Below are 12,341 nucleotides of genomic sequence, written 5' to 3'. Positions count from 1 at the left end.
GGGAGATCAGATGCTTGAATTCGACAACCTTATCTTCAGCGGTTTCGATGTCATCCTGAGGACTGTGATCGTCGGCATTATGGCTTATCTCTCACTCGTCGTCATCCTTCGGGTCAGTGGCAAGCGCACCTTAACTAAAATGAACGCTTTTGACTTTGTAGTCACCGTAGCCCTCGGTTCAATCCTCGCAAGCATCATCACCACCAAGGACATAACATTGATGCAGGGTATGACCGCTTTCCTTGTCCTAGTCGTCATGCAGTATATATTTACGAAGTTATCCGTCAAAAGCCTCTTTTTCAGTAACCTGGTCAAATCCCAGCCTATCCTGCTCTACTTCAAAGATGAGTTTCTGGAACGTAATATGGCTAAAGAACGTATTCTGGAGCGGGAAATCAGGCAAGCTGTCCGTGCAGAAGGAAAAGAGGATATGTCTGATGTACTGGCCGTCATCCTCGAGACGGATGGCAGCATCTCGGTCATGGGACGGAGCCATGATGAAAGAGAGTCTGATATGACGGTCCTTTTCGAGGACGTAAAAAAATAAGACCTTAAGGTCTTATTTTTTTATGGATAAAATTTTCCCATAGGTTGATATGCGCCATATCCATTCGAGTGGACCATATTTAAAGTGCCGCATCCAAAGATGGCTTACCACAATCTGGAATCCGAAGGTTGCCGCAACAATTAAAGGGAACCATAGTGCCCCAATCTGATTGAACAGGTTAAAACCAAAAAACAATACAATCATCAGCACGCTTTGCATGATGTAGTTGGTCAATGCAAGCTGTCCGACAGGCTGCAGCATTTTTGTAAAGGATTGAAACCTTAAAAATATCAGAGTCAACAATGCAGTATACCCAAGTGACATCAAAGGACCACCCAGTGTATAGGCAAGCATAGATAAGATCGATAGTGCTGGAGATTCCATGCCATAAGTCATAGCATATCCCGTGATCACTTTAACCGGCAATCCAACCCCGATACCGATTATTACAATTTTCCACAACATCTTTTTTAGTGACCCTAGCCTTGTATGATAGCCTTTTTGTCCGACAAACAGACCGATAAGAAACACGGCCAAGACAAGTGGTACCATCGCTATATTATTGACCGACATGAGTCCCAATATGGAAAGGTTCAGGGAAACAATGTCCCAGTAGGACCCATTTGAAGCTTCGATTATGTTGATACCGTAAACGGGACTGGATGCAGTTTCTGCACTGATGTTGGCAGGGATAGAGCAAGCATCGTCATCAATATTACAAACACTGACCCCAGCAACAGTATCATAAGTGAAATAAATAGATTCAAGCGAGGATTCAACCGGTAAAAAAGAAGCAGTATGATGCCGGTCACAGCGTAGACGGTCAGGATATCGCCATACCAGCAAATATGGCGTGGACCAGACCGATGACCAGCAGTATTGACATCCGTCTGATAAACAACCTATTTACCCGCTGCGTCCTATTTTTTGCCCTTGATAGGAAAATGTAGAAGCCAAGACCGAATAAAAAGGAGAACATCGTATAAAAATTGGCCGTGACGAATATGTTTATCAGCAATATGATAACTGAATTGGAACCTGTGTATATATCACTTGTATCAAATGTCAGTTGATTCTCCATTTGGGGACCAGCAAAGCTCATAATGTTCATCATCAGAATCCCAAACAATGCAAATCCACGTACCGCATCAATCTCGTGGACTCTATCAGCTGATCCAACCGGAAGATATTCCCGCTTCATGATATTCCTCCAAAACTATAATGGTTTATTCAATCATATCACAGTCCATTTCCAAACTAATCAAAATCACGGCATATAAAAAGTGGACTCAAAGATTTTGAGTCCACTTTTGCAGCCAATCCAAGTCTATAAAATTCTGCAGCCAGTCCAGATCCATAAACTCCACCGGGGCACCTGTCAAATAAGAATATATATAATTGATGAAGAGTGCCAATAATGGTAGAAATACGAATATGAACAGGAATATTTTTAAAAACTTGGTGAATATATAATAGAGTACCCTCAATAGAATCAGAGCGATGGAAGTTACAGCCACCGTCTTAAAATTATAATCAAGGTCGGCTATATCAAAATAGTTGATGCCATAAATGACAAAAAATGAGAGTGCTATAGTAAGTAGCAGTCTTATGAACATTTTTTCACACCCTTTAACTTACTGTCACTTCGTTTCTTTGACTTCAGTTACAAAAGCAGTGCAGAGTATGCCGAGTGCAATGATGAAGACACTGAGCCATGGTGCATAGCTGATATCAAAGTTGCTGATATAGATGCCGCCGATTACAGCTCCGATGCCGATACCCAAGTTCAGCCCGGACATGTTCCAGCTGAATACCAATGCTGCAGACCCCTGCACGTTCTCCACCAGACCACTTTGCACTGCTGGACTCGTGCTCCACTGGAACAGACTCCATATGAATAGAGTGATATAGAAAAGAACTGGTTTGCCATAAACGAGCGGCATTATTGCCATCGCTACCATAAATAAAGTCAACATTATGAGAAGTGTGCGCTTCGTCCCGATCCAATCCACCATGTTGCCCCCAAGATATGTACCAAGCATGCCGCCGACCCCTGCTATCAATAAAGCAGCCGAGACATTTTCGATACTGAATCCATTTGTGGTCATCAACGGAGAGATATAGCCGAGGACGATATAGTTGCCGATAAGGACGGACATTGTCACTCCAATATAAAGCAGTATATTTTTCCTGTCCAGGATTTTATCTGGTTTGGTATCCCCAAGTTCCTCAGCATTCTTGTTAGGCACCAGAGCGAGTATGCCGATACCTACCAGAACAGCTAACGCAATGACGATCCAAAATATGATACGCCAGCCAAATTGCTGGCCGATGATGGTGCCGAGTGGAATCCCGAATACATTCGCGGCACTGAATCCCATATAGACCAAGGCAATCATCCGTCCCCGGATTGCCGGTGCGGAAAGCAGCACTGTCATATCCATGATTTTAACGATAAACACTGCAGCAGCAAGTGCGGTCACAACTCGCCCGATTGCAAGCATGAAAAATGTAGTTGATAGTCCAAATATTATATTTCCGATTATGAATACGAGTAATGAAGCCATTATGACCGGTTTTGGCCTGATTTTCTCAGTCACCTTTACAAGCAAGGGGCCAAATACGGCAAAGCTGACGGCATAGACCGTTATCAACTGCCCGGTCAATGCATTCGAAATGTTTAGATCCGCACTCATCAGTTCCAATATGCCTGATATGATAAGCTCCATCATTCCAAGAAGGAACACACCGACAGTAAAAGTTATTAATAATTTCCTGTTCATGATAACCACCCATTCAAAAAGTCAACTTGACTATTATACAACATAAAGGCCTCCAATCAAACATAAACATGTTAATATTAAATAGAGGTGGTATTGTGAAAAAATTATTTCCCGTTTTGATTCTATTATTGCTGACAGCATGCAGTCAGCCTGACCAGGGATCCCTAGATGCACTCTATGAAGCTTTTGATAGGAATCATGACAAACTTAAAACAGAATTTGAAGAAATGTATAAAGAGAGTTCAGAAACGTCGGATCGAGAAGAACAGCTTAAAATCATATACGATGAAATGCTGCCTAAAATCGAAGATTTTAGAAGGACCATCCATAATCATACTGTAACAGGGCATGAACATGAAAAATTCAAGGAAGATATATTGACATACATCGATTCTCTGGAAACCCTCGTTAAACTTCATGGTGAATTCAACCGTACCTTCATAAACTATAACCCTCTTGGTGAGGATGAATTCAAAAGTGAAATCGAGGATATCATGTCAGAAATAGAAGCTCAGGAAAAACAGCTTGATGAACGATATGAAAATATCAATGAAAAATATGAGACGCTATCGTCATCCTAAAGTGATCTGTCTAAGGCAGATCACTTTTACAATATTTTTCAACAAAATTTCTATAGGCAATCTTTTCAGTGAACGTTTCCCCGTATCTTTCCTTTAATGCATCGATTAGATTGCCATATTCACCGGCATTTCCAAGGCGTTCAACATGGGTCACAATCCCATCGAAGTCAGAACCGAGTCCAATGGCATCCTCACCGCCGAGATTGATGATTCTATCTATATGGGGAAAAACGTCCTCTACCTTTATTTTCCCCTCTCCAATAAATGGTGGGTTGAATACAATATTGATCATCCCCCTTTCTCAATCACCCTTCTTATCTGATCATCCGTAAGATTCCGCCTGTGGTCACACACACTCCGGGCATTCGAATGCGTCGCGATGACCCTATCCCCCTGCTCGATAACCTCTGCAACCCCTTTAGGGCTCAGGTGACTGATATCAATAAGCACATCATGAGCGTTGCAAGAGGCCACAAACCTTTCTCCATACTCACTCAACCCAGCATCACGGTTTTCTCCAACGCCGTCAGCAACCAGATTGGCATTATTCCATGTCAACCCTACAGAAAGTACTCCCAGTCGGAATAATGTGCGGAGTTTCATCAGACCATTGCCTACTGCATCCGCCCCTTCCAGTGTAAGAACCGCCCCAATTTCTTCTGGTTTCAGCCTCTCAATTTCTTTAAAATCCTTTATATGGATAAAACCCTCCTGACTCAGAACTTCATTATAGAAGCAATCCACCTGTTCCAACGCATGCTGCCATTTTTCATTGTCAGGGACTTCCGGTGGAATGAAGATCGCAAAAAATTGTACCTTCACTCCCCCTCTCTTAATCTCAATACATTCGTTTCAATTTCTGGAGAATCGTAGAAATTAAGAGTTTTCTCCCCATCATCATATGTTCTCCTGAGATCCTGCTGTAATTTCAAAAGTGCATCGCAGTGTGTATCTATTATATCCATGTTTTCTTCCTCTCCTTTATATATAATGCGTATAAGTTAATAGGACCCAGTTATATTTGCATAATTATTAATAACAGTATAAACTAAATGCTGTATTGAAAGCGTTTTCTTATAAAAACTAGATTTACAAACCCCTTTCAACATGTATAATTATATTATTAGGAGGTTAATTTATGCAAAAAAATGCAAGTTTATTAAAATTCATCATTCCATCCATCATCGGAGTAATAATGTTTCTTTTCCCCTCCAAGTCGACGGAGGGACTACTATACCCGTAGCTTATCTCGCAAATCTTATGAATGAAATGATTGGATTGGATAATGTTGTTTTAATTGTTGTCATACTGATCAATATCTCCAGTCTGTTGACGATTGTTTTCAGCTGGTTCATCACGCCAAGTTCTGAATTTGTAGGCAGCCTATTCAAGACCAATAATATTTGGATCGTTTTACGTTTTCTTGGCGCACTATTCTCATTGATGGCCTATTTCGTTTCGGGCCAGAAGTAATCAATTCAGATGTGACAGGCGGTTTGATGCTCTATGACCTATTGCCGACGCTGTTTTCAATATTCCTGTTTGCCGGCATACTTCTTCCCCTGCTATTGAATTATGGTCTGTTGGAGTTTGTCGGAACCTTGTTCGCTAAAGTAATGCGTCCCCTGTTTACATTGCCGGGCCGTTCAACCGTGGATAATCTTGCTTCTTGGGTCGGCGACGGCACGGTCGGCGTACTCTTGACAAGCAAACAGTATGAGCAGGGATTCTATTCAGAGAGGGAAGCGGCTGTCATTGCCACGACATTCTCCGTAGTATCCATCACCTTCTCGATTGTCATACTTGATTTGATTGGGCTTATGGACTATTTTGGTCTATTCTACATGACCATTATCATAGCAGGTGTGATAGCCGCACTGATTATGCCAAGGATTCCCCCTCTTTCCAGAATACAAGATAATTACCACGTAGAAGGCAAGGAACTCGATGAAAGTATCCCGTCAGGCCACAATATGTTTTCATGGGGATACAACAAGGCACTTCAAAGAGCGTCGAAAGCCAAAGGGTTCGCCGATTTCGCCAAAGACGGCATAAAGACTGTTGGAGACATGTGGTTTGCAGTCTTGCCGATAGTCATGGCAATCGGAACGATCGGCACCATATTTGCAGAGTACACGCCTCTTTTCTCCTGGATTGGGGCCCCGTTTGTCCCTATTTTGGAAATGATGGGTATACCCGAAGCAAAAGCTGCATCTGAATCCTTATTTATAGGATTTACTGATATGTTCCTGCCATCCATACTGATAGAAGATGTCTCGTCCGATATGACCAGATTCATAATTGGTACACTCAGCATCACTCAGCTCATTTATCTTTCTGAAGTGGGAGGCGTCATCCTTGGGTCAAAGATTCCCGTCGGTCTAGGCCGTCTCTTTGTAATCTTCCTGCTCAGGACGATTATCACGCTTCCAATCATTACAGTAATTGCACATATGATTTTCTAAAAAAAACTTCTGTTCATATTGAACAGAAGTTTTTTATGCTGTGTCATTAGAATCCGCGTCCGGCGCCACCGCCGCCGCCTGAACCGCCGCCAAAGCCACCGAAGCCACCACCGCCGAAGCCGCCACCTGAGCTTCCACCTCCTGATGGTGGGAAGAAGATGGTCGATCCGCCTCTTTCGTGTCTTCTGGAACCGCCTTTAGGGGGTCCTCCGCCTCCCATAATCTTAAAGAGGACATAGATGACAATCATGGCAAATATCAATTTGAAAATACTTTCACCAATGCCGGCAGATTGTCCGTCGTTTGATGTCTCCTCTTTAGGGGTATCTCTTGTGAATTCGCCATCTTTATATTCGAAAGCTTCAAGGGATTCTTCGTATAATGCGTTATAAAGGTTGGTCAATCCCTCTTCATACTCGGCATAGGCGGCTTTTGAGCCCTCTTCTTCCTTTGTCGCTGCAGTGAAGTATTCCATCGCGACATCGTCTATGATGCGGCCTATTTTGGCATCGTTGAGATACCCTTCCACACCGTAGCCGACTTGGACTTCAACACCCCGGTTATCAAACTCATCTCCATTGTCAAGATTGAGCAGTATGACGATACCATTGTCACTTTCGGATTTACCGACGCCATATTCCCTCAAGGCTTCCAAAGCAAAGTCCTGGCGATGTACCTGGCCTGTTGAAGGCATGGTTAACAGCATCATTTCGACACCTGTCCCCTCCTCCAGGTGTGTGCCTTTATCATTGAGCTCAGTAATCGTTGAATCACTGAGAACCCCTGCATTGTCCTGTACAAAATGATGATCGGTGTTGAGTTCCGGAACTTCAACGCGCGCCTGTACGGGACCAGCTGTAAAAAAGAACGCGGCCAGCAGAAGCATGACCAAACGTTTCATTACTCTTCATCCTGTTCAGTATTGAATTCAATCTCCGGAACTTCTTTACTGCTCTCTTCTGCTTCAAAGTAAGGTTTCTCATTAAAGCCCAATATACCTGCAACCATGTTGCCCGGGAATGTCCGTGTATTCTTATTGTACTCCTGGACCGCTTCATTGTAATCCTTTCTTGCCACTGCAATGCGGTTTTCCGCACCCGCCAATTCATCTCTCAGTCCCGTAAACTGTGAATCTGCTTTCAGGTCGGGATAATTTTCAGAAATCGCCAATAGTCTGGATAACGCAGAGGTCATGTCATTGTTGGCTTCTGCCATTTCTTCTACGTTTTCCGAACCGGACAATTTACTCCTTGCGTCAGCAATATCTGTGAATATCTCCTCTTCGTGGGAAGCATATCCTTGGACGGTGCTCACCAGGTTCGGAATCAGATCGCCACGCCTCTGGAGTTGCGTTTCAATCTGGGATTTCTGTTGGTTGACTTCTTCCTCCAAGTTGACGAATTGATTGTATTTAGGGGCGAATATGAGGGCCAAGATAACGAATAGGCCGATGATGATGCTTAAGGGTATAAGAAGTTTTTTCATGATTCCTCTCCTGTCTCAAATGAACTGTCTTCCATTAATATTTTACCATCTTTCCATGTTTATGAAAGCAGCAGATGCAGATATGAAAAAAAGCCGGTTTGGCCGGCTTTTTTCATAATCATTTATAACGGATCATGTGATATTTTTTCTTGCCTCGTCTGATTATCGTGAATTCATCATCAAGCATATCCTCATCTTGGAGGGTGTACTCAATGTCCTGCTTGCGCGCTCCATTGATGTAGATCGCACCGTTTTTAATGTCTTCCCTTGCCTGTCGACGTGATGGTGAGACACCTGTTTCAACCAATACTTTAACAAGATTTTTGTCATCGTCCTGGTAGACTGCTGACGGCACATCTTTGAAGGCGTCTTTAAGTTGGTCAGCAGACAACGCTTTAATGTCCCCACTGAATAACGCTTCTGTTATATTTTGCGCTTCTTTCAATGCCTCATCCCCATGGAGGAAAGCTGTGATTTCCTCAGCAAGCCTTTTTTGCGCTTTTCTGAGATGTGGTTCCGACACCAATGATTCTTCAAGTGCTTCGATTTCTTCCTTCTCCATGAATGTGAAGAGTTTAATGAAGCGGATGACATCTGCATCACTTTGGTTTATCCAAAATTGGTAGAATTCATAAGGTGAAGTACGGGCTGGATCGAGCCAGATGTTACCGGATTCCGTTTTACCGAATTTTTTTCCGTCGGCCTTGGTGATGAGAGGGATGGTCATTCCCTCTGCTTCTGTCTCCCCATACATTCTTCTCATCAGGTCCAAGCCACTTGTAATGTTGCCCCACTGATCTGAACCGCCAATTTGTAATTTACAGCCGTATTCTTTATTAAGGTGTCCAAAGTCGATTGCTTGAAGAATTGTATATGTGAACTCCGTATATGAGATGCCTGTTTCCAACCTTGTCTGGATGGAGTCTTTCGCAAGCATATAGTTTAAGCTGACATGTTTTCCGTAATCCCTAAGAAAGCTGATCAGGCTGATATTTTTAAGCCAGTCCCTGTTGTTTACAAGTATGGCCCCATTCTCATCGGAAAAATCAAAAACACGCTCCATCTGCTTTTTGATCCCTTGAACATTCTGTTCAATCTGTTCTTCCGTTTGAAGCTTTCTTTCTTCACTTTTGAATGAAGGGTCTCCAATCATGCCTGTGCCCCCGCCTATCAAGACAATTGGACGATGCCCATGATTCTGGAAGCGCCTCATCGTCAAAAATGGGACAAGGTGTCCAATATGGAGGCTGTCGGCTGTTGGATCCGCTCCACAGTAAAGGGTCACCTGTTCCCTATCCAATAATTCACTTATTTTTTCTTTGTCGGTCATCTGATAGATGATGCCTCTGTACTCCAGATCTTCAAGCAACGCGTTCATTTTACTTCCTCCTAATTTGATATAAAATAAAAACACCCTTACATAACGTAAGGGTGCTGGATACACGGTACCACCAAACTTTTTTACTTGAGGGACAGGGACGTCTGCCCAGACGTTCGAATGTTTATGCGCAGTGTATTCATCGGGAATGTGCACTGATTTCCACCAACCATCAGCTCTCTGGATTCCACCGATCCGACTACTTCTCTGCCAATCGAATAATATCAATTTATAGAAATGATATATTTCCCATTGCGAAAAGTCAAGGGCAAAATCTATTTTCTGTATCGATATTACTGCAACTACAGCCTTTTAACATTAACTCACTTTGTTTTTTATGTGTTATAATGACCGATGATAGGAGGTAAAAATGAATAAGATTAACGACTTTTTAGATTATATTAAGCATCTCTTTTCAAGTGGAGGAAAGACTCCCAACAAGGAAAAGGCTGAAAGTACTACATTCAAAGAAAAATTGAGCCATACCAAAACCCGCTTCAAAAAAGCGGGTTCCCCAATAAGAATATCATTCTTCACCGCCTACGATACCATCTGGAACATTATTCTGTTTACCGTATTGGCAGTAAGCCTGATAGCCATCTTTGCCTTCAGTATCGGAGTAGGCTACTTCGCTTCTTTGGTCAACGATGAAGAGATCCAGCCGGTAGATGAGATGAAGACTGCGCTCACTGAAATGACTGAAAGTACTACCGTGGCTTTCGGCTCCGGCGAATCGCTCGGTACACTACGGGCAGACCTCATCCGCGAGCGAGTCGACTATGAAGATATCAGTCCAAATGTCATTGAAGCTCTTGTGGCGACTGAAGATGAATACTTCTACGAACATAATGGCGTGGTCCCGAAAGCATTTCTGAGGGCCACGCTTCAGGAATTGGGAGGCTCTGAATCAGGTACAGGAGGCAGTACACTCACCCAGCAGCTTGTAAAGAACCAACTGCTGACGAATGAGTCGACTTTCGACCGTAAGGCAACTGAATTGCTTCTCGCTTTCCGTGTCGAGAAAGTGCTCTCAAAAGAAGAGATCCTCGAATCCTACTTGAATGCAGTTTCTTTCGGCCGCAATGCAAACGGTCAGAATATTGCAGGGGTCCAGGCCGCTGCTGAAGGGATTTTCGGCAAAAATGCAGATGAATTGAACCTTGCTGAAGGAGCCTTCATAGCGGGGCTTCCTAAAAACCCCTATGCCTACACTCCTTTCATGCAAGGCGGTAAGGTAAAAGATGAGGAGTATCTGCAACCAGGTAAAAACAGGCAACTCTTTGTTTTGAAGCGCATGCTTCTGGAAGATAAGATCACTCAGGAGGAGCATGATGAGGCAGTCGAATATGACATCTATGGTTCCTTGACGGACAGTGTGACGGTACCGAACCAGAACTATCCTTTCCTGGCAGATGAAATCGAAAGGCGCAGCGTGGACATCCTCAAGTATTACCTTGCAGAAGAAGATGGTTTGACTCGGGATGATGTCGACAGCACACCCCTGATCAACCAGGAATATACCACTAAGGCAGATTCTGCGCTCCGCAACAAGGGGTATCATATCGACACCACCATCGATAAGTCAATCTATGACAAGATGCAGGAAGTCAAAGATAACGCCCAATTTTATGGTTCCCGCAGCAGCCTTGATTCGACGGATGCCACAGAAGAGACAAAAGAAGAAACTCTGGAGCATGAACTTGGTGCAATATTAAAAGATAATCAGACGGGGCGCATACTCGGATTCATTGGTGGGCGCGACCACGACCGTTCATCCATCAATCATGCAACCCAGACTTCAAGAAGTGCCGGATCGACGATGAAGCCATTGATCAACTACGGCCCGGCGCTGGATAAAGGCTTGATCACTCCTGATACTGTATTGTTGGATAAATTCTTTACTATAGAGAGTCTGAATTATAGCCCAAAAAACTATGACGCAGACAAGGAATTCGGTCTCGTTTCAGCGAAACATGCTTTAAGCAACTCCTATAACTTGAGTACATTACGGTTGTGGGCCGAAGTCAAAAAGCACAATCCTGAAGAATACTTTGAGAAGATGAACATCCCTCTACCGGACGGGGCGACCAATAATCCTTCACTTCCACTTGGCACCAACGACATTTCCGTTGAGAATAATACTAACGCTTTTTCAACGTTCGCCAACAATGGAGAGCTTGTTGAAAGTTATATGATCGAATCCATTACAGATCCTTCAGGCGAAAAGATTTATGAAAATGAAAGCACATCAGAACAAGTGTTCAAAGATTCTACCGCTTATCTTATGACGGATATATTGAAGGAGACCCTCCAAACAGGTTCCGCATATTATATAAAAGATTATTATAATAGTGTTAAGGGCACCTATGATTGGGCAGCTAAAACCGGAACATCGAACAATTTCGTCGACTCCTGGTTTATGGGCTATAACCCGAAAGTAACCCTTGGCGTGTGGATGGGTTATGACCGTAATATCCCACAAGTTGCAAACCAGGATGCCGAACAGCATCTCCACATCTATAATTGGAGGAATCTTGCACAGGCACTCACAGAAATAGCGCCTGATAAGATGGGCGCCTACGAACGCTTTGAACGTCCTGATTCGGTCAGGGAAGAAACGTTCTGTGCCCTTACCATGGAACTTGAAGATGATTGTGAGAAGAAACTCGATAAGCCAATTAAAGGGCTTATAGCTGAAGACACCCGTTTTGAAGATAAAAGCAGCCTGAATGACCCAGCAATCATGGACCGCATGGGAGATGACTTTGACTCCGGCCTTAGTGCATCGGATCTGATGGGTACTGTGACACGCTCCTATGACGACATATATCGGGTCGGTGGAAGCGAATCAAAAAGTAAAAGCGACGATGAAGATGAAGATAATGAAGATGATTAAAAGTTCATAGCGTAAAACTGCCTCCGGGCCCTCCAGATGAAGTGAAGTATCTGGAAGGCCCGGAGGCTCTTTTTATAATATATGGACGAATAATATTAAAGGAGGCCGTAAAGAAGGAGGGCTGGTCCCCAACCCTCCAAAAGCGGTTAATTCATTCACGAGCATCATTTAAGAATTTTACTTCCTAATGCTTTCATACTCCCAGG

Annotated in this window: 11 protein-coding genes and 2 pseudogenes; 4 read left to right on the top strand and 9 right to left on the bottom strand. The window is 43.4% G+C overall.

Translation table 11 applies throughout. The annotated features are described in order from the left end of the window. Window positions 1-10: 10 nt before the first annotated feature. On the top strand, window positions 11-547 hold the full coding sequence (locus tag ACYF68_RS06690; protein ID WP_461045956.1) for a DUF421 domain-containing protein: 537 nt from the start codon (window positions 11-13) through the stop codon (window positions 545-547). A gap of 12 nt (window positions 548-559) precedes the next feature. On the opposite strand, the gene ACYF68_RS06685 is transcribed toward ACYF68_RS06690, so the two are convergent. From ACYF68_RS06685 to ACYF68_RS06670, 4 genes are all read right to left on the bottom strand, one after another. Beyond that, window positions 560-1,120: a DUF418 domain-containing protein gene (locus ACYF68_RS06685; protein WP_461045954.1), complete on the bottom strand. Its 561-nt coding sequence runs from the start codon at window positions 1,118-1,120 to the stop codon at window positions 560-562. A gap of 250 nt (window positions 1,121-1,370) precedes the next feature. Next, window positions 1,371-1,748: a DUF418 domain-containing protein gene (locus ACYF68_RS06680; RefSeq protein WP_461045952.1), complete on the bottom strand. Its 378-nt coding sequence runs from the start codon at window positions 1,746-1,748 to the stop codon at window positions 1,371-1,373. A gap of 88 nt (window positions 1,749-1,836) precedes the next feature. Next, window positions 1,837-2,163 (bottom strand): hypothetical protein, encoded by a 327-nt coding sequence (locus tag ACYF68_RS06675; RefSeq protein ID WP_461045950.1) that lies wholly within the window; start codon window positions 2,161-2,163, stop codon window positions 1,837-1,839. 24 nt (window positions 2,164-2,187) lie between these two features. Beyond that, on the bottom strand, window positions 2,188-3,330 hold the full coding sequence (locus ACYF68_RS06670; protein WP_461045948.1) for an MFS transporter: 1,143 nt from the start codon (window positions 3,328-3,330) through the stop codon (window positions 2,188-2,190). Window positions 3,331-3,425: 95 nt separating this feature from the next. Between ACYF68_RS06670 and ACYF68_RS06665 the strand changes: the two genes are divergently transcribed. Beyond that, on the top strand, window positions 3,426-3,911 hold the full coding sequence (locus ACYF68_RS06665) for a hypothetical protein (RefSeq protein WP_461045946.1): 486 nt from the start codon (window positions 3,426-3,428) through the stop codon (window positions 3,909-3,911). 10 nt (window positions 3,912-3,921) lie between these two features. On the opposite strand, the pseudogene ACYF68_RS06660 reads toward ACYF68_RS06665, so the two are convergent. Together ACYF68_RS06660 and ACYF68_RS06655 are read right to left on the bottom strand one after the other, a co-directional pair. Further along, window positions 3,922-4,733, bottom strand: a pseudogene (locus ACYF68_RS06660) (dipeptidase). Then, the gene (locus tag ACYF68_RS06655; RefSeq protein WP_461045945.1) at window positions 4,730-4,876 is read right to left on the bottom strand and encodes a hypothetical protein; all 147 of its coding nucleotides are present in this window, start codon (window positions 4,874-4,876) and stop codon (window positions 4,730-4,732) included. The pseudogene ACYF68_RS06660 and the gene ACYF68_RS06655 overlap by 4 nt, the downstream one beginning before the upstream one ends. A gap of 173 nt (window positions 4,877-5,049) precedes the next feature. Between ACYF68_RS06655 and ACYF68_RS06650 the strand changes: the two are divergent. Continuing rightward, window positions 5,050-6,376, top strand: a pseudogene (locus ACYF68_RS06650) (YjiH family protein). A 46-nt stretch (window positions 6,377-6,422) separates the two neighbouring features. Here ACYF68_RS06650 and ACYF68_RS06645 read toward each other — a convergent pair. The 3 genes from ACYF68_RS06645 to tyrS all read right to left on the bottom strand — a co-directional run bounded on the left by ACYF68_RS06645 (window position 6,423) and on the right by tyrS (window position 9,239). Then, window positions 6,423-7,277 (bottom strand): TPM domain-containing protein, encoded by an 855-nt coding sequence (locus tag ACYF68_RS06645; protein ID WP_461045943.1) that lies wholly within the window; start codon window positions 7,275-7,277, stop codon window positions 6,423-6,425. Then, window positions 7,277-7,861: a LemA family protein gene (locus ACYF68_RS06640; protein ID WP_461045941.1), complete on the bottom strand. Its 585-nt coding sequence runs from the start codon at window positions 7,859-7,861 to the stop codon at window positions 7,277-7,279. The genes ACYF68_RS06645 and ACYF68_RS06640 overlap by 1 nt, the downstream gene beginning before the upstream one ends. Before the next feature lie 118 nt (window positions 7,862-7,979). Further along, window positions 7,980-9,239 (bottom strand): tyrosine--tRNA ligase, encoded by a 1,260-nt coding sequence (gene tyrS / locus ACYF68_RS06635; RefSeq protein ID WP_461045940.1) that lies wholly within the window; start codon window positions 9,237-9,239, stop codon window positions 7,980-7,982. Between the two features lie 370 nt (window positions 9,240-9,609). Between tyrS and ACYF68_RS06630 the strand changes: the two genes are divergently transcribed. Then, window positions 9,610-12,135, top strand: a complete 2,526-nt coding sequence (locus ACYF68_RS06630) for a transglycosylase domain-containing protein (RefSeq protein ID WP_461045938.1) — start codon at window positions 9,610-9,612, stop codon at window positions 12,133-12,135. Window positions 12,136-12,341 lie beyond the last annotated feature (206 nt).

The organism is Salinicoccus sp. CNSTN-B1, from assembly GCF_054792835.1.
The sequence above is the reverse complement of the archived record's forward strand: the minus strand, read 5'-3'. Positions and strand labels throughout refer to the sequence as shown.

Bases quoted from the DNA above. Each gene is read 5' to 3' on its own strand.
- ACYF68_RS06645 (WP_461045943.1), bottom strand. From the start codon at position 7,277: ATGAAACGTTTGGTCATGCTTCTGCTGGCCGCGTTCTTTTTTACAGCT.
- ACYF68_RS06670 (WP_461045948.1), bottom strand. From the start codon at position 3,330: ATGAACAGGAAATTATTAATAACTTTTACTGTCGGTGTGTTCCTTCTT.
- ACYF68_RS06655 (WP_461045945.1), bottom strand. From the start codon at position 4,876: ATGGATATAATAGATACACACTGCGATGCACTTTTGAAATTACAGCAG.
- ACYF68_RS06680 (WP_461045952.1), bottom strand. From the start codon at position 1,748: ATGAAGCGGGAATATCTTCCGGTTGGATCAGCTGATAGAGTCCACGAG.
- ACYF68_RS06630 (WP_461045938.1), top strand. From the start codon at position 9,610: ATGAATAAGATTAACGACTTTTTAGATTATATTAAGCATCTCTTTTCA.
- ACYF68_RS06685 (WP_461045954.1), bottom strand. From the start codon at position 1,120: ATGTCGGTCAATAATATAGCGATGGTACCACTTGTCTTGGCCGTGTTT.
- tyrS (WP_461045940.1), bottom strand. From the start codon at position 9,239: ATGAACGCGTTGCTTGAAGATCTGGAGTACAGAGGCATCATCTATCAG.
- ACYF68_RS06690 (WP_461045956.1), top strand. From the start codon at position 11: ATGCTTGAATTCGACAACCTTATCTTCAGCGGTTTCGATGTCATCCTG.
- ACYF68_RS06640 (WP_461045941.1), bottom strand. From the start codon at position 7,861: ATGAAAAAACTTCTTATACCCTTAAGCATCATCATCGGCCTATTCGTT.
- ACYF68_RS06675 (WP_461045950.1), bottom strand. From the start codon at position 2,163: ATGTTCATAAGACTGCTACTTACTATAGCACTCTCATTTTTTGTCATT.